We start from the raw sequence: 17,255 nt of genomic DNA, 5'->3' as shown, positions 1-17,255 counted from the left end.
TGATCAGCCCAGGAGAGGCTTTTGCGTGGATTTCTTGTTTTCGTACACCTTGTAAGCGTCCTGTGTGGATGACAGCTCGGAAACTGAAGCAACCGGAACATCCCACCAAGACTCGGAATCCGGAGCATCGATCATCGGGTCCGAATCCACGTGAATCAGGATCGGGCCGGAACCTTCAGGGGCCGCCTTCGCCTGCTGGACGGCTGCGCCCAGATCTTGTCCGACGTTCTCGCCAGATTCGACCCGAATGACCTTCACGCCCAACGACTCGGCGTTGGTTGCCAAGTCGATAGGCAAGGTCTCGCCCGAGTCGAAGGACTGACTTTCGTCGTCGTGGTACCGGTATTTAGTGCCGAATCGCTGCGATCCGAGAGACTCCGAGAGCGCTCCGATTGAGGCGTATCCGTGGTTCTGGATCAGGACCACGATCAACTTGATGCCTTCGGCAACTGCGGTCACGAGCTCGGTATGCATCATGAGGTAAGAACCGTCGCCTACCATCACGACGACGTCGCGGCCGTCCCCTTCGTGCAGGCTCGCGCGTTTGACGCCCAACCCGCCGGCGATTTCGTAGCCCATGCAGGAGAACGCGTATTCGACGTGATAGCCGTACGGGTCCTTGACGCGCCACAATTTGTGCAAGTCGCCCGGCAAGGATCCCGCCGCACAGATCACGACGTCGCGGTCGTCCATCGCATCGTTGACGGTACCGATGATTTCGTTCTGCGAAGGCAGCGGCCGGTATCTCTCGGCGAACGCCGAATCCGCGATCTCGTCCCATCGCTTCTTCTCTTCGGTGACCCGCTCAGACAATTCGTCCGAGACGTGGAAGCCGGAGACGGCTTGGTTCATCTTCAGAAGGGCTTTGCGGGCATCCGCGACGACTGGAACCTGAGTTCCGTGCTTATAGGCATCGAAGGATGCGACATTGATGTTGACGAAGGAAACGTCGGCGTTCTGGAAAGCGGTGCGGGAAGCCGTTGTGAAGTCCTCATACCGCGTGCCAATACCGATGATCAGGTCAGCCTCGGCGACCAGAGCATTGGACGCGGTCGACCCGGTCGAGCCCACCGCACCCAGGCACAGGGGATGATCCCAGTCCATCACGCCGACCGCGGCCTGCGTGTAGGCAACCGGGATTCCCGTGGCTTCCGCGAACGTGCGGAGTTCATCTACAGCGAATGCGTAATGAACGCCGCCGCCTGCGATGATGACCGGGTTCTTGGCCGAGCGGATCTTGTCCATCGCTGCACGAATGTCCTCGTCCTCAGCGTCCGGACGGCGAATACGCCATTCGCGCTGGGCCAGGAACTCTTCGGGCACGTCGATGCGCTCGGCCTGGACGTCTTGCGGCAGTGCGATGGTCACGGCACCGGTTTCGACGGGGTCCGTCAGCACTCGCATCCCGTTGAGGAGCGCGGAGAACAGCTGCTCCGGACGCCACACACGATCGAAGTACCGGGAGACCGGACGAAGGGTGTCGTTGACGGTGATGTCGTACGCATCCGGGCGTTCGAGCTGCTGAAGGACCGGATCGGTTGCCCGTGTAGCGAAGACGTCCGAGGGAAACAGAAGCACCGGCAACCGGTTCGTCGTCGCGAGAGCCGCACCCGTCACGAGGTTCGTGGAGCCCGGGCCGATCGATGTTGTCGAACCGTAGGTCGCACGACGACGAGTGTGGCGTGCGTACCCGGTGGCCTGATGAACCATCGCTTGTTCATTGCGACCCTGGTAATAGGGCATGATGCTGGGATCCTGGCCCTGGAACTGACGCAGCGCCTGCCCAACCCCGGCGACGTTTCCGTGCCCGAAGATGCCGAACATACCGGGAATCGTTCGCTCGCGGTATTCCTCGTTGCCGACGCGGTCTACGGTGTACTGCTGTCCCAGGAAGCGAACGAGCGCCTGCCCGACGGTCATTGTCTGAGTAGTCATGATGTCCTCTCTTGCTCCGCGCTATTTCCGCTTGTCCTGCAGGAGTGAGGCCGCGGTTGCGACGGCACCGGCGACGTCGCCGTCCTCCGGATACAAAAGCGTGCGTCCTACGGTCAGTCCCTGGACCCCCGGCAGCGCCAGCGCGTCCTGCCAGGTCGCAAATATTTCATCGGGGGCGGATGTGGGGTCGCCGCCAAGAAGCACGGTGGGCAACGTAGTCGAAGCCATGACCCGTTCCATGTCCTTGACGACCGGCAGCTTCATCCACGTATAGGCGCTCGATGCACCCAATGCGGAGGCGATGCCGACGGATTTGACCACGGCTTCCGTACTGAGATCGTTGACGATCCCACCGTTACTTGTGGTCGAGATGAACGGTTCGACCATGGCGTAAAGACCGTTCTCGGCCAGTTCGTTCACTGCCTCGGCGCAGGCCTGGAGCGTTGCCGTGGTGTTCCGGTCCTCGTAATGAATGCGCGTGAGCATCTTGCCGCCGTCCGCGCCGAGCTTCTTGAGGGCCTCGGCGTTATGGCCAGTGAAGCGATCGTCGATCTCGTTAGTCAGCCCGGAGAGGCCGCCTCGGTTCATCGAGCCGAAGACGAGCTTTCCGTCTAATGCCCCCAGAAGGAGCAGATCGTCCAAGACGTCAGGAGAAGCCAGGACGCCGTCGACCGCGGGGTTCTGCAGAGCAACCCGCAAACGATCCAGGAGATCGCGACGGTCGGCCATGGCTTGGGGGTTTTCCCTCACCTTGAGCGCCCCGCGGGCTGGGTGGTCTGCAGCCACGATGAAATTCTGCTTGCCGTAGACGATGCCGGCGTGACGGGTGCGAGCATCGGCGGCGCGCTGTACGGCATCGGGATCTTCGAGGCGGATCCGAGTCAGCCTCTCGTACCGCGTGGGGTCGGTCGAACCGATCTCCGGTTCCGGGAAGAGAAGCGAGGAACTTTCCGCGTGCTTTTGCGCGTTGCTCATGCTGCGAAGCCCCTTCCGCGCTCGTTCAGCAGTCCCAGGACCTCGGCTGTGGTCGGCATGTCTTCCGAGCAGGCGATACGCGATGCGACGATGGCGCCGGCGGCGTTCGCGAAGTCCAGCACGTGCTGAAGCTCCCACCCGGAAAGGATTCCATGGCAGAAGGCTCCGCCGAAGGAGTCACCGGCCCCGAGACCGTTCTTGGTTTCAACGGCAACGGGTTCGGAGACCACCGTCTGATCTGCGGTCTTCGCCATGACCCCCTTGGATCCCATTTTGACGACGGCGATCTTGACGCCGGCGTCGAGCAGACGGTCGGCCTGCACTTCAGGCGATCCGTCGCCCACGGCCACGGCGCACTCTTCACGGTTTCCGATCGCGATGGTCACGTACTTCAAGTTCTCTTGAACTTGTCGGGTCGCGTCGTCGATCGAGTCCCAAAACATCGGGCGGTAGTCCAGGTCCAGGATCGTGTGCTGGTCTTCCCCAAGCTCCTCACGGGGACGAGCCTGATGTGCATGGAGCTGAGCCGATCGGCTCGGTTCCTGGCAGAGACCGGTCACAGTGGACCAGAAGATTCGCGCGTCCTTGACGGCCTGGGTATCGATGTCCTCGGACTTGATCTGCAGGTCCGGGGCGGTCGGGAAACGACCGTAGAAATACAGGGGGAAGTCCTCGGGCGGCATGATCGCGCAGAAAGTTGCTGGCGTCTGGAGACCTTCCACGGGTGCCACGTGGGCGTCGTCGACGCCGTAACGCTTCAGTTCACGGTGAAGGTACTCGCCGAAGGGGTCGTCGCCGGTCCGGGTGATCACGGCAGGTTTGCGTCCGTGCTTGGCCGCCGCGACCGCAACGTTCGAGGGTGAGCCTCCCAAGTACTTGCCGAATGAGGTCACGTCCCCCAGGCCCACTCCGATGTCATTGGGGTAGATATCCACACTGATTCTTCCCATGGTGAGCAGGTCATAGCTCATGAGCTGGCCGGTCCTTCCCGTGGTTCGTCTTCTGCGAGAGCGCCCTGCCCGCAGCCGGACTGGCTGCCTCGCCTGGCGATGCGCCTCGGACCACCGGAGTGATCCGCCTTACTCCCTATAGAGTGCCCCATCGGACTTTGTCCTGTCAATGTTTTGTACAGACAAACTACGTCATGATGTGTACTCTGGCGTGACGGGAGTTACTTCCACACCCTTTGGTGTCCATCACCCGCTCCCGTCCGACCGCAAAGGAGCTTGCCATGAAGCTGGGCGTGTACAACGCAATCCTCCACGATCTCCCCCTCGACGAAGCACTCGACGAAGTGGCCAATCTCGGTCTGGACGGAATGGAAGTAAACTCGGGAGGCTTCCTCCCACCCGCTCATCTGCCGATCGACACAATTATCGACAGCGATACTGCCGCCCGTGACTACTTGAAACAGTTCGAGGATCGCGGCCTGGAGATTTTGGGTCTGAACTGTAACGGGAATCCGCTCAATCCTGATCCCGCTATCGGTCCGGACGACGCCGATGACATCCGACGCTCAGTCCGGGCGGCGGCAGCCCTAGGCCAGAAGCGGGTCGTCACGATGTCCGGCCTGCCAGGATCGGACCCGGGCGGCCGCTACCCTGCTTGGAACGTCAACACCTGGGGTTCCCACGCGCTGGATTCCCTTGAATGGCAGTGGGACCGAGCGAGCGAGTTCTGGACCGAAATCGACCAGCTCGCCAGGGAGAATGACGTCAAGGTCGCCCTGGAGCTCCACCCTCAGAACCTCGTATTCAATCCACCAACAGCACGGCGTCTGGTGGATCGGATCGGGGCCACCAACATCGGCGTCGAGCTCGACGCATCGCACCTGTTCTGGCAGCAGATGGATCCGGTCGCATGCGTTCGCTGGCTGGGCCCCTTGGTTTTCCATGCCGCGGCCAAGGACATCCGCGTCAATCGTGAGAACGCCGAGATTTACGGGGTACTGGACGAGCGCTTCCGCCGCCTGGGGCCGGACGAGAAGCGCACGCATATGGGTGGCGACGAATACGCGAATGAATGGCCGCAGGATTCGGCATGGGATTTCGTGGCGGTCGGCATCGGACACGACGCCGACTACTGGGCCGAGTTCCTTCGCGCACTGGCAGAAGTCGAGAAAATCACGGGTGAGGAGATGTGCGTGAATATTGAGCACGAGGACACGTCGATGGGCGCGATCGAAGGACTTCGGCTAGCCACCAAGACCCTTTTCGACGCCGCGGACCAAGCGGGAGTCCGCTAGCGCCCCTGGTCAGGAGATGGACACAGCCCCGCCCGCCCAGGCTGAGGCCTGGAGCGGGGACCGTGTCTTGCAGTCACCAGGCAACCGGACCATTGATGTCGGTGAAGGTACCGGTCGGCCCGTCGGCTGCGATCGTGGCCATGGCTACGGCCTGGCGCGCACCGTCCTGTGGGGTTCCTGTGCCGTGGTGATTGTTCAAATCCGTGGCAATGAACCCTGGGCACACGGCGTTGACCAGAATCCCGTCGTCCTGCAGATCACGCGCGTACATGATCGTTACCGCGGTCAGAGCCGTCTTGGACGGCACATACCCCAGTGCAATCGGGTCGGGATTCGAGAAGTCGGAGATGGCCGTCAACGATCCAGCACTGCTGGATACGTTGACGATCCGCGGCGTTTTCGAGTCCTGAAGGAGGGGCAGGAAGGCACCGGTGACGGTGATGACGCCGAACACGTTCGTTTCGAAGACGTAGCGGATGTGATCGACGTCCGCGGTTCTAGGTACCTGACCGGAAAAGTCGGCCCCGGGTTGGTTGCTGATCCCAGCGTTGTTGATCAGCGCATCGAGGTGACCGTGCTGTTCTTTCACCGTCTTCGCCGCCGCTGCCACCGAGGCTGGGTCGGTCACGTCGAGGGCGACGGCGGTGACATCGCCTCCGCGTTCCCGGAGTTCGGCCGCAGCTTCACGACCGCGCTCACGGTCGCGTGCTCCAATGATCACGGTGTGCCCCAGATCTGCGAGCTGGCTCGCGATTTCACGGCCGATTCCTTTGTTTCCGCCCGTCACCAGAGCGATCATGGGGGTACTCATCAGGTTTCCTGCTTTCCGCGGGGGATCTCGTCACTATGAGGGTGCCAACACTAGTCCGGCTATCCGACGACCGTCTATAGACAGAGCCGTCAGCCCGCAGTATCCGTCTTGCGTCGAGGCGTTCAGTCGTCCGCGCGCGGTGCCGCCGTGCTTCCGCGTTCGATGAGGTACGGCGCTTCACGACGAGATTTCCTCGTACTCGCGGGATTGTCCAAGAGCTCGACCATCGCGTCCACGGCGCGCTCCGAGAGCTTGGACGGGACGTACCCCACGGTGATCAGGTCGATGAACGCGAGGCGCGCGACGCTACTGTCATCGAGTCCCGCTACGGATACCTCCGAGGGAACACCCACACCCGCCCGTGCAAGCGTTGCGAGAATACCGGCGGCACAGCGATCATTTCCGCCCAGGATCGCCGTCGGCAAAACGGTGCGCGACAGGATCGAGCGCGCCGCCTGCACCCCACCGGATTCGGTGAAATCCGCCAAGGGTCGGCAGGCAGTCGTCGAGGCCGCGAAGGCGTCTCTCTAGAAAAGCGCGATCTTGTCCGGTGCCGGGAAGATCTCGTCAAGCTTGGCCAAGTCCTGGTCGCTCGGAACCCATGAGGCGGAAGCAGCGTTGGTGCGGACCTGTTCCGGCGATGTCGCTCCGGCAATCACCGAGGAAACCTGCGGACGCGAAGCCAACCAGGAGAAAGCAACCTCCAGCGGTCTGAGGTCCCGCTCTTCGGCGAAGGCTATAAAACGCTCGATCTGTTCCCAATTGGTCGATTCCAGCAAGCCCGGTTTGGAATGGGACAGTCGTGACCCGTCCGGCGCCTTGCCGTTCCGGTATTTGCCCGTCAGGAGCCCATTGGCCAAGGGGAAATACGGCAGTACACCGATTCCGAACCTCTCGGCAGCGGGGAGGACTTCAAGTTCGGCGCGGCGGTCGAGCAAGTTGTAGTGGTTCTCAGCCGCAACATACCGGGTCCCGTTGACTCCGCGCGCCAAATGGTCGGCGTCGGCGATCTGCCACCCGGTGTGATTGGAGGTGCCGATATAACGTACTTTGCCTGCTCGAACGACGTCATCCAGGGCCGCAAGGGTTTCTTCCGGCGGGGTGATGCCGTCCGGTGTGTGGTAGAAGTACAGGTCGATGTGATCGCGGCCCAAGCGTTCCAGGGAAGCGTCCAGAGCCCGGTTGATGTAACGGCGAGCACCACGAGCGCCGTGATCCGCGCCGTTTGTCCCTTGCATGTCCATACCGAATTTCGACACCACCACGACATCATCCGCGGCGCTGCCCAGCCCGCTCAGTGCTCGGCCGAACATCCGCTCAGAGGTTCCGGGCTCCTTGCCGTAGACGTCCGCGACGTCGAACAGAGTGATGCCCGAGTCCACCGCGGTCTTGATGACCGCGTCCGTGCCTTCTTGGGTTTCAGTCGGTGTGCCAACACGACCGAGATTGTTACACCCCAATCCGACGCTGGAGACGACAAGTCCCGAATTGCCCAATGAACGATATTCCGGCGTAGAAGTCATGGTTCAACCCTAGCCGTGAGCGCCCAAGGCCATAACCCTGACGGCAGGAAGAAACGGTCGGTTCTGGAAAATTCCTTCCGAATGAGGCTCGTGAAGCAACTGGGGAAGCACCAAATCAGGACGGTTCCAGGACCGGGACGGTGCGTCTGCGGAACCTCGGCGCCTCTGCGGATGACCGGGAGAGCGCCCCCGCTGGCCCATACCTGGCCTCCCCAACCGGAATTTCACCCTCAGCTCAATGCATTAGACTCACCAGTAGCGGCGTCGCTTCTCCCTCCACTTGGGATAGAAGAGACGCCTCTACCTTTTGAGGCGGCTGAATCGGACCACGTCGTGGCCGACCCCTGTTTTCGAGAACGCGGTCGGCGTCGAGCCCCAGGCACCCCAACCCCATCCATCGAGAGAGTATCTACGGATTTTCACGAATGACTTCTGAGAACACCGCGGCTCCCAGCCGCCCCAACCATCCCCGAAACGGTTTCGACCGCTTCTTCAAGATCACGCAACGCGGTTCGACCGTTGGCACCGAAATTCGGGGCGGTCTGGCCACATTCTTCGCGATGAGCTACATCGTGGTCCTGAATCCACTGGTCCTCGGTATCATTGCCGATGCCAATGGTTCGGAACTCGGCCTGGCCCGCGTGGCAGCGGCAACCGCTCTGATCTCGGGCGTCATGACCATCCTGATGGGGGTGATCGCCAACCACCCATTCGCCATGTCGGCAGGCCTCGGCATCAACGCATTTTTGGCCGCCACCATCGCGACCACGCCCGATCTCACGTGGCCCGACCTCATGGGTCTTGTGGTGTGGGCCGGCATCATCATGTTTCTACTGGTCCTCACCGGTTTCCGAACAGCGGTTTTCAACGCTGTTCCGCAGTCCCTCAAGACCGCCATCGTCGTGGGTATCGGTCTGTTCATTTCGCTCATCGGCTTCGTCAATGCGGGTTTCATTCGACGCATGCCCGACTCCGCCGGCACCACGGTTCCGGTTTCATTCGGCGTCAACGGCGATCTCATCGGTTGGCCGATTCTCGTGTTCATCGTGGGCCTCTTCCTCACGATTGCCCTGATGATCCGCAATGTGCGCGGTGCAATACTGATCGGCGTCATCATCTCGACCATCCTGTCCGTCATCCTTGAGGCCGTGGCACCAGCAGGGTCTTCCACAGATCGACCGACGGGATGGTCGCTCGTGTCCCCCGAGATTCCCCACCAATGGGTGGGACTGCCCGACCTGTCCCTGATCGGCAACTTCGACATGTTCGGCGCGTTCCAGACCCTCGGTGGGATGGCAGCATCCCTGATGGTCTTCGCGATCTTGCTTTCTGTCTTCTTCGACGCGATGGGCACGTCCGTCGGTCTCGCGACCGAGGCCCACAACATCAGCGAAGACGGAAAGATCCCTGACATCAACCGGGTTCTCGCCGTGGACGCAGTCGGTTCCATCGCAGGTGGGGCCGGGTCGGCGTCCTCGTCCCAAATCTTCGTGGAGTCCGCGACCGGCATCGGCGAGGGCGCCCGCACCGGCTTTTCTGTGGTCATTACCGGAATCATGTTCTTGCTGGCGATGTTCGTGTCACCATTGGTCAACATCGTGCCGTTCGAGGCCGTCGCCCCGGCTCTCGTCGTGGTCGGATTCCTGATGGTCCGCCAAGCGGTCCATGTGAAGTGGGACGACTGGGGCCTCGGCATCCCGGCGTTCTTGACCATTGCCATGATGCCGTTCACCTACTCCATTGCGGACGGTATCGGCGCCGGCTTCGTCTCCTACACTTTTATCCGCGTGGTTCAAGGCCGGGCCAAGGATGTTCACCCGCTCATGTACCTGGTTTCCGTGGCTTTCATCGCCTACTTCGGGATGGGCGTGATCCAGGGCTGGACGAGCTGACCTGCCTCACGTCGGTCCTCAGGCGGCCCGCCTCGACGCCGGACCGGTAACCAAACCCTCGTGAAAGCACCGCCCCATCGAAGACCGTGCGTTGAAGCTCGACGATACTTCGGCGAACTGCGCAATCTCTGCCTCGGGACCGGGACCCTTGTTGCTCAACGTGTAATGCAGCAACTTCTCGACACCCCACGCAAGCCAGGACAGATTCACCCATGAGTTGAATTGGCCCGTAATGATCAATCAGCCCACTTCATAGCGTGCCGGTACCCTGGTTCGTATGGCATTGATTTCCGACGATCAGCGATGCCCCTGCGGAACAGGGGAGGTTTTCGGCGCATGTTGCGGCCTGCTCATCACGGGCCGCAACACCGCCCCCACCGCCGAGGCCCTGATGAGGTCCCGATTTACGGCTTTCGCAATTTCCGAGGACGCCTATCTCCTGTCCACATGGCACCCGAGCACCCGGCCGGCGTCCCTGGAGATGGACGAATCGATCCGATGGCAGCGCCTGGACATTCTCCAAACCGCCGGCGGCCCGTTCGATGACACCGCCCGCGTCGCATTCGCGGCCCACTATCGCTCCCAACCCGGGACTCCCGCAGACAAGCGCGTCAAAGGCACCCAGAGGGAAGACAGCCGCTTTGTCCGCGAGAGCGGCCGGTGGTTCTACGTGGATGGAGACCCGCTCCCCGCCGAATAGCGGCCCCCGTCCCGCCAGAGCCCAGAACACAATCTCGGATTCGGTTCCAGCCAAGCCCCTCAGGCCACTCCCTCCGGGCCGGCACCACCCGTCGCAGGCTCGAACCGCACCGACAGCGCCGCGATGTACGAGTTGACTTGCCGAGAAATCTCAACGGCACTCACCCTGGTGCACGGGTCCGTCGAGTAAATCCAGTGACCCATCGTGACCACGATGCCGCCTGCAATGAAGAGCGCTCGCTGACGGGCCTCGGCATCCAGGTCCTCGTATGTCGTGTCGAATACTGACTCGGCTATTCGTTGGGCCACCCAGTGGACGAAGGCCCTCCGTGCTTTGCCGAAGACTTCGTCCCCGCCGAGTATCGGTTCGTAGAACCCCGGCACCTCCCGGAGATCCTCGAAGAACGAAACAAGCTCGCTGTCCCGGGGCACCCCGGCACCTTTGTGCCACATCTCGAGGTGGGCGATGTCTACGAGTCGATCGTGCAGAAGCTCCGCATAGACGTCGTCCACCGTCGTGAAATGCTGATAGAACGTCGGCCGGGAAACCCCTGCCTTCTTGCACAGCTCGGAGACCGAGACTTTCCAATCCCATTGCGGTGAGGCCGCGTCGAGAAGTGCTTGCTTGAAGGCTCGACGCGTATGGAGGATACGGGGATCGGCAACTTCTGCGTTGCTCTCGCTCGTCATGGTGCTGCCCTCATATTTTTCGAAGTGTTGACCTATCTTACACCTGATGCCCAGGTTTACGGGTGTAAAGTGTCCCCCATGTCAGTTCAGCCTCAGCGGTTAACCGCCCAGAAGATCCCGACGAAATTCGTCCTTCTGGCCATGCTCTTCCCCTTGTTCATGGCCCTTGCATACCCCGGCTCATACGTTTCTGCTTTCCACAATCCGCATCCCAGGGACATGAAGATCGAAGTCATTGGGACCTCGCAACAGGCTTCGCAGATCAGCCAAGAAATTACGAGCCAGGCGGATGACGCCACTGACGTCAAAACAGTTCCTGATGTGCAGACCGCCAAGGACGATGTCACGAATTTGAACACTCGTGCCGCCTACGATCCGAGCAACGGCAATGTATACGTCGCCTCCGCGGGCGGCCGCCAAGCGACCCAAGCCGCTGAAGGGATCTTCTCCCAAGTCGCCCAGCAGTCCCAGACCAATCTCAAGGTCCAGGATCTGAGGGCCCCCACCGAGAACGACTCCACCGGAACCTCGTTCCTCTACCTGATCATCGGTGCCGCGATCGCCGGTTACATGACCGCCTCCATGATCAGCGCCTTCGGCGCCCGCCTTCGACTCCGAACCAAGCTCTCGGTTCACGCGGTCATGGCGATCATGGCCGGTGTCATCGAAACCGCGATTTCCTTCGAGATCTTCGGGTCGTTCGACGGCCACATCATGCCCGTGGCCCTCATCGTCGCGGGAACGTTCTTCACGGCGTCGATTGTCCAGCTGGGCTTCGTCGAATTACTCGGGACCGCCGCTGCTTTGATCGGATTGGTGATATTCGTGATCCTGGGAATTCCGGCGACCGGCGTCGCCGTCTCCTTCGACATGATGCCTGGGTTCTTCCGCGTCATGCATCAGCTGTTGCCCACCGGTGCGAGCTCGGAGCTGATGAGACGCTGCCTGTATTTCGACGGTCACGGCATCGGGCCTCAGATCCTGGTACTCGCGGTATGGCTGGTCGTGGGCGCCGGTCTGCTCTGGATGGCCTCCCTCCGCTCTCACCCCGCTTCCGCCATTGGCTCCGAGGAGCCGCGCCGGCCGCGTCGTGCCCCGGATGAACCGCTCCTGACCGCTTATGAGGACGACGCCGTCCCGCCCGAAGGCGACGCCAAGTACGCCTCCCAGCCCACTCGATAGGAATAGAGACTTCTCATGACTGAAAACCGTTCCTCATCGGAGACGCCGCAGCCGGAAGAATCCGGTTCCACATCTGCTCGTCACCGGTCCAGCGCTCACCGGAAAGCGACCCGCAAAGAGACTCTCATGTCGGCACCGCCGGCCTCCGGGATCGGCGTGCACACCGATCCCACCAAGCCACCGCGCAAGGTCAATCAGGCGTTGACCACCAAGCGCATGGTAACCATCGGTATGCTGTTTCCGCTTTTCATCATGGTCATGATGCCTTTGGTCATGACCGGCATGACTCACCACCTCACGCCTCATCATATGAAAGTGGCTGTCATCGGTTCGGAAGAGCAGATGAAGCAAACCGCAGAAGATCTGGACAAGCAGACCGCGAGCTCATTCGACGTTTCCCGAGTGGGCTCCGTGGACCAGGCCGAGAACGACATTAGGGACCACACGCTACGGGCCGCCTACAACCCCGCGAGCGGGGATATGTACTTCGCCGGAGCCAACGGGCCACAGGTCAAGTCGGCAGTAACCAACCTGTTCTCATCAACGGCTCAACAGTCCAAGACGAACCTCACGTCGCACGATATTCAGCCCGCGTCATCGGACGACAATCTGGCGAACATCGCCGTCTACTTGGCGCTAGGAGCGGTGCTGGGCGGATTCATGGCAGGAATGATCCTGGGCATGGTCCCGGTCTCCACCACCCTCCGAGTAATTCTGGGACTGGTCATGCCCGCAATCGTGGCTTTTGGCGAGATCTTCTACGGCTGGGGAATGTTCGGCATCTTCGATTCGTCCGCCGTCGCCCCGTGGTTCATGTTCTACCTGTTGGGGCTCTCGTGTCTGGCGGTGACCACCGGCGGAATGCTTGTCATCGGGCCCGCGATGATGCCGCTGTCGATGTTGCTCATGCCGTTCCTCGGTATGGCCGCGTCCGGCATCAACGGTCCACTGGATATGATCAACGGCTTCTACGGCGGCGTGCACCCGTGGCTGTTCTCGGCTCAGGGGATCGCGGCTGTCCGCGACGCGGTGTACTTCCCCGACGTCTCGCTCGCACAGCCCGTCTGGGTCATGATCGCCTGGACCGTTGGCGGGATCTTGCTTGCAGTTCTGGGCACCTTGCGGCAAAAGCGTCGGCACCTGTTTGCACAGATGAACGAGGTGCAGGAAGCGACCTCACTGATCCCGGCCGTCGCGGTCGCGCCTTAGAACAAAAGAGGGTGGCACCGCCCGGTTCACTTCGGCGACCGGGCGGCGGGCTCACTCCCGGTCGCGCTTCGCGGCAAAACCGGAGGCGAACCGTCTGGTCCACGCCTCGTCTTTGAAGTGCGCAGGAACCGCGCCGCCCAGGAGCTCTCGGGCGAGTCCCGCGGCATCGGGATCCAAGGCATCGGGAAATGGCGTATCCGAAGCCAGGAGAATGATGTTACCGTAACGGCGCCCCTTGAGCATGGGCGGGTCGGCGATGCATGCGACGTGGGCAAATACCTCGGACAGTCCCGCAATTTCCGATCGTGCCCCCGCAAGCTCCCGCGTATCCCCGCAATTGGCCAGGTACAGTCCACCCGGCGAGAGCGAACGGTGCACGTGCTCGAAGAACTCTACAGTCGTGAGTGGAGAAGGCGTCTTCGCGCCGGCAAATACATCCCGAAGGACGACGTCACGCGAACCCTCCACAAACGACTCGGTGACTTCCCGGGCTTCGCCGACTCGTATCTTGACCGTAGGGGCCCGCGGGATATCGAACCACTCGCGCACGGAAGCGGCCAGCTTTCCATCCAATTCGACGACGGTGTGACGGCTCTGCGGGTATACCGATGCGAAATAGCGGGCCATGGAACAGGCACCGCCACCCAGGTGGGTCATGCGGAGCTTGGACGGCTCGAGATGCCGGTCGATGAAATGGTTCGCCGCAGAAGCGATCCAACGCATGTACTCGAAAGCGAGCTCTTGAGGCTCCCCCACGACCACGTGACTCGACTGCACACCGTTGATCTTGAGCATCCAGGCGTTGGGGTGAAAAGTGTCCCGTTCGAGTTCCGCCGTACCCGTGTCTATGGGGTGCTCCCCCTCAACGGGGCCGCTCACGCTCCCCTGAAGGGAGGCCACAGTCTTCTGCGTCTTGTTCTTTCTGCCCACGTCACCAGCCTACCCGCGCCCGAAAACGGTGCCCTGCGGCATCCTCAAGTTGGCTTGGGTGGCCCGCTTCCATGGAGGAAGCGGACCACAAACGTCAACTAGACCGCCTGATACTTACATCGGACCTGTCGTCAAAGTTACCGAATTTGGTGGCCGATAAGCAGTGTCCAGTGGACCGTCTCCACTCCTTCTGGTGGCAAGCCAGAATTACCGTCGATGGTTTGTGCGAACCCGCCGCATTCCTCCCCTGCTCTGAGGTGACGGCGGGCACCCGTTGAACTCAGCGCGTACACAGAATCACGCCAGGCTGGTTATTTCCCACGACCTTCGTGGAATGCGCGTGCATTGTCCGCATACCAGTCCAAAACGGTCTCGTCCTCGGCGCTGGCCCGGTTCAGATTGGTTGTCTCTGCCCCCTGATACAGCTTCTTGACTGGTATTTCCAGAAGTTTGCCGGTGCGAGTTCTCGGCACAGCGGGAGCTTCGATGATCGCATCCGGGACGTACCGGGGAGACAGCTGGCTGCGGATCGCCTGGATGACCCGCTGCTTGAGATCATCGGTGATCCTCTTGCCCGGCCGCGGAACGACGAACAGCGGCATGTAGTAGTCTCCTCCGGCCAGCTCAGCACCGATGACCATGGAAGCCTCCACACCATCCACCTGATCCACCACATCGGTGATGTCGGCAGAGCCCATCCGAATGCCGCCGCGGTTGATGGTTGAGTCCGAACGCCCATGGATGATCATGCGTCCGTCCTCGAACTGGGTGGTCCAGTCACCCTGACGCCAGGTTCCTGGGAACAGGTGGAAGTACGCGTCTTTGTAGCGCGTCCCGTCCTCATCGTTCCAGAAGTAGAGTGGCATGCTCGGCATGGGAGTGGTCAGGACCAGCTCGCCGACCTGGTTCCAAATACGCTTGCCTTCGGGACTCCAGGATTGAGCGTCCACGCCCAGGTATGAGCCCATGATCTCGCCTCGATACACGTCCATGAATGGATTGCTTCCGACGAAAGCGCTGGTCACATCCGTACCGCCAGAATCCGACCCCAACCGGACATCAGCGCTGATGGCCTCATAGACCCACTCCCACGTGGGATCCGGCAGTGGAGATCCCGTGACCAGAATGCCGCGAAGCGCAGAGAAGTCGTACCGAATTTTTGGATAGGTACCTCCACGATGCGCCATGGTGAGAACGCCCGCGCCTGTGCCGAAGAAAGTAATCCCGTGGCGGGCGACTAGTTCGAGGGACTTGTCCGGACCATTGTGCCCGGGTGAGCCATCATATGTCAGGATCGTTGCCCCCATCATCAGGTTGCCCATATGCAGATTCCACATCATCCATGTGGTTGCGACCGCAATATAGGCTCGGTCGCCAGGATGAACGTCGGCGTGGAGCCCGATTGCCTTGAGGAACTCCAAGATCACCCCACCATGGGAATGGACTATGCCCTTGGGCTTGCCCGTGGTTCCTGAGGAATACAGGATCCAGAGCGGATGCTCGAACGGAACCTGCTCATATCGGGGCTCAGCCGAGACCTGGGTGATCTGCGAGAAGCGAAGCGCATCCTCCGCGATATTTCCGACGTCCTCGGGATTGCACTGATCGACCACGATGAACTGTTCAACGGTCGGTAGCACCTCGCGGAGCTGATCGACCGTTCCAGTCATGTCCCGCATTTTGCCCGCGTAGTCATAACCGTCCACAGTGAACAAGACCTTCGGCGCGATCTGTGCAAACCGGTCGGCGACACCGGTTGGACCAAAGTCTGTGTTCACCACGGACCATACGGCACCGACGGCAGCCGTGGCCATCAGCGCGACGACGGTTTGTGGAATATTTGGCAGCACCGCGGCCACGCGATCTCCCGGCTTGACACCGAGATCCCGGAGCTTGTGCGCGAGGGAAGCGACTTGGGCCTCGAGTTCGCCCCAGGTGAGTTCGATGGACTCCGCCGTCTCATGATCACCGATGACGGCGACCTCATCCGGGCTGGTCTTCGCCGTCCGCAATGAGTTCTCGGCGTAGTTGAGTCTGGCACCGGGGAACCACCGGGCCCCGGGCATCTCGCGAGTGGTCAGGACTTCTTCCGCCGTTTGGGTGGCTACAACACCGAAGTAGTCCCAGATGTCCTGCCAGAATTCCTCCAGATTGTCGACGGACCACCGGTGCAGTGACACATAATCAGGGACCTTGATACTGTGCTTCTTCTCCGCCCAGCGGGCGAAGTCGTACATACGGGATTTTTCAACCTGTTCACGGCTCGGCCCCCACAGGAAGACGTGCTCGCGCGGAGTCTGTTCGGTAGCTGTTTGGGTCATCTTCAATCCTTATTCCTTCCAAATCACCTGGGTTCGGTCAGTCTTGAAATGGCCCCTGAATACTGTGCTCAGCGGCCAGACGTTTGACCGCTTCACGATCACGTCGGTCTAGCGCATCAACCAGGTTTGAGTGAAGCTTGTATCGATCGCGTATATAACAGGCCAGCGGTCGGGTTTTGTCGGATTCCACCGCGACGGTATGGCTGCGGATCATATCCAAGAGGCTCACGTAGATTGAGCGCAAAGGCTTGTTCGGCGTCACGCGGGCGATCGCCTCGTGCAGCGACCAGTTTGCACGCAGGAAGTCCAGGTAGTCCCCGGTTTCCATGGTCGTTTCCATCTCCTCAAGAGAGCGGCGCATCCGCGCGATATCGGCTGCCGAGCTATGTTCCAATGCATCTTCGATCAACAGCGGATCCAGCGCGTCACGAATGCGCACGGCATAACCGACATCTGAGGCATCCGCATCAAGCCGCAAAAGCGAGTTCCCGAGACGAGCAAGTGGGCTCGGCGCTACCGAAAACAGCCCTCCACCTGGCCCAGTCCTGGTCGAAACCAGGCCACGAGATTCCAACAACCGCACAGCCTCGTTGAATGTGCCTTTCGATACACCAATCCGCTCTCGGAGCTCTTTCTTGGTCCCCAGGTGGGCTCCCGGCGAAGCGGCTTCTGCCCAACGGCCCAGAACGAGCGCAGCCTGCTCGGCACGGCTCAGCGACGCTTCCGCTCCGGTCAACATCTGTGTCATGAATCTTCTGAACCCCTCTCATGCTCATGGCTTTGCCCCTCATGAGGTGCACTTCCCTCAAAGATTCTTTCACTTCGTGCTTGACAGGTGATCTA

Annotated in this window: 15 protein-coding genes; 5 read left to right on the top strand and 10 right to left on the bottom strand. The window is 61.1% G+C overall.

Annotation, left to right across the window (positions count from 1 at the left end):
* Positions 1-3: 3 nt before the first annotated feature.
* Genes iolD through iolC form a run of 3 tightly spaced genes read right to left on the bottom strand, consistent with a single transcriptional unit; the run spans position 4 to position 3,881 of the window.
* Positions 4-1,920, bottom strand: a complete 1,917-nt coding sequence (gene iolD / locus EWR20_RS01795; RefSeq protein WP_129359387.1) for a 3D-(3,5/4)-trihydroxycyclohexane-1,2-dione acylhydrolase (decyclizing) — start codon at positions 1,918-1,920, stop codon at positions 4-6.
* 36 nt (positions 1,921-1,956) lie between these two features.
* Entirely contained in the window at positions 1,957-2,910 is a 954-nt protein-coding gene (locus EWR20_RS01790) for a Cgl0159 family (beta/alpha)8-fold protein (RefSeq protein ID WP_238147514.1), read from the bottom strand.
* Positions 2,907-3,881, bottom strand: a complete 975-nt coding sequence (iolC, locus tag EWR20_RS01785) for a 5-dehydro-2-deoxygluconokinase (RefSeq protein WP_129358499.1) — start codon at positions 3,879-3,881, stop codon at positions 2,907-2,909. The genes EWR20_RS01790 and iolC overlap by 4 nt, the downstream gene beginning before the upstream one ends.
* Before the next feature lie 260 nt (positions 3,882-4,141).
* Between iolC and EWR20_RS01780 the strand changes: the two genes are divergently transcribed.
* A complete protein-coding gene (locus EWR20_RS01780) occupies positions 4,142-5,155 on the top strand; it encodes a sugar phosphate isomerase/epimerase family protein (protein WP_129358498.1) in 1,014 nt (337 codons plus the stop codon).
* A 73-nt stretch (positions 5,156-5,228) separates the two neighbouring features.
* Here the strand turns inward: EWR20_RS01780 and EWR20_RS01775 are convergent, their stop codons facing one another.
* The 3 genes from EWR20_RS01775 to EWR20_RS01765 all read right to left on the bottom strand — a co-directional run bounded on the left by EWR20_RS01775 (position 5,229) and on the right by EWR20_RS01765 (position 7,489).
* Positions 5,229-5,966, bottom strand: a complete 738-nt coding sequence (locus tag EWR20_RS01775; RefSeq protein ID WP_129358497.1) for an SDR family oxidoreductase — start codon at positions 5,964-5,966, stop codon at positions 5,229-5,231.
* A gap of 122 nt (positions 5,967-6,088) precedes the next feature.
* Complete coding sequence (locus EWR20_RS01770; protein ID WP_129358496.1) at positions 6,089-6,454, bottom strand: substrate-binding domain-containing protein; 366 nt, start codon at positions 6,452-6,454, stop codon at positions 6,089-6,091.
* A 39-nt stretch (positions 6,455-6,493) separates the two neighbouring features.
* Complete coding sequence (locus tag EWR20_RS01765; RefSeq protein ID WP_129358495.1) at positions 6,494-7,489, bottom strand: aldo/keto reductase; 996 nt, start codon at positions 7,487-7,489, stop codon at positions 6,494-6,496.
* A gap of 425 nt (positions 7,490-7,914) precedes the next feature.
* On the opposite strand from EWR20_RS01765, the gene EWR20_RS01760 reads away from it, so the two are divergent.
* Together EWR20_RS01760 and EWR20_RS01755 are read left to right on the top strand one after the other, a co-directional pair.
* Positions 7,915-9,381, top strand: coding sequence for an NCS2 family permease (locus EWR20_RS01760; protein ID WP_129358494.1), 1,467 nt, complete (start codon positions 7,915-7,917; stop codon positions 9,379-9,381).
* A gap of 277 nt (positions 9,382-9,658) precedes the next feature.
* Positions 9,659-10,081, top strand: a complete 423-nt coding sequence (locus EWR20_RS01755; RefSeq protein WP_129358493.1) for a YchJ family protein — start codon at positions 9,659-9,661, stop codon at positions 10,079-10,081.
* Between the two features lie 59 nt (positions 10,082-10,140).
* Here the strand turns inward: EWR20_RS01755 and EWR20_RS01750 are convergent, their stop codons facing one another.
* Entirely contained in the window at positions 10,141-10,770 is a 630-nt protein-coding gene (locus tag EWR20_RS01750; protein WP_129358492.1) for a TetR/AcrR family transcriptional regulator, read from the bottom strand.
* A 78-nt stretch (positions 10,771-10,848) separates the two neighbouring features.
* Between EWR20_RS01750 and EWR20_RS01745 the strand changes: the two genes are divergently transcribed.
* Both EWR20_RS01745 and EWR20_RS01740 read left to right on the top strand, forming a co-directional pair.
* Positions 10,849-11,952 carry an ABC transporter permease gene (locus EWR20_RS01745; RefSeq protein ID WP_129358491.1) on the top strand — a complete coding sequence of 368 codons (1,104 nt, stop codon included), beginning with the start codon at positions 10,849-10,851 and terminating at the stop codon, positions 11,950-11,952.
* Positions 11,953-11,967: 15 nt separating this feature from the next.
* A complete protein-coding gene (locus tag EWR20_RS01740; protein ID WP_129358490.1) occupies positions 11,968-13,161 on the top strand; it encodes an ABC transporter permease in 1,194 nt (397 codons plus the stop codon).
* A 51-nt stretch (positions 13,162-13,212) separates the two neighbouring features.
* Here EWR20_RS01740 and EWR20_RS01735 read toward each other — a convergent pair whose 3' ends face one another.
* The 3 genes from EWR20_RS01735 to EWR20_RS01725 all read right to left on the bottom strand — a co-directional run bounded on the left by EWR20_RS01735 (position 13,213) and on the right by EWR20_RS01725 (position 17,160).
* On the bottom strand, positions 13,213-14,091 hold the full coding sequence (locus EWR20_RS01735) for a spermidine synthase (protein ID WP_129358489.1): 879 nt from the start codon (positions 14,089-14,091) through the stop codon (positions 13,213-13,215).
* A gap of 311 nt (positions 14,092-14,402) precedes the next feature.
* The gene (locus EWR20_RS01730; protein WP_129358488.1) at positions 14,403-16,412 is read right to left on the bottom strand and encodes an acetoacetate--CoA ligase; all 2,010 of its coding nucleotides are present in this window, start codon (positions 16,410-16,412) and stop codon (positions 14,403-14,405) included.
* Positions 16,413-16,449: 37 nt separating this feature from the next.
* Complete coding sequence (locus EWR20_RS01725) at positions 16,450-17,160, bottom strand: FadR/GntR family transcriptional regulator (protein ID WP_129358487.1); 711 nt, start codon at positions 17,158-17,160, stop codon at positions 16,450-16,452.
* Positions 17,161-17,255 lie beyond the last annotated feature (95 nt).

The organism is Rothia uropygioeca (assembly GCF_004136585.1).
Taxonomy (GTDB): domain Bacteria; phylum Actinomycetota; class Actinomycetes; order Actinomycetales; family Micrococcaceae; genus Rothia.
Note: the sequence above shows the minus strand (reverse complement) of the source record. Positions and strands in the feature narration are given on the sequence as shown.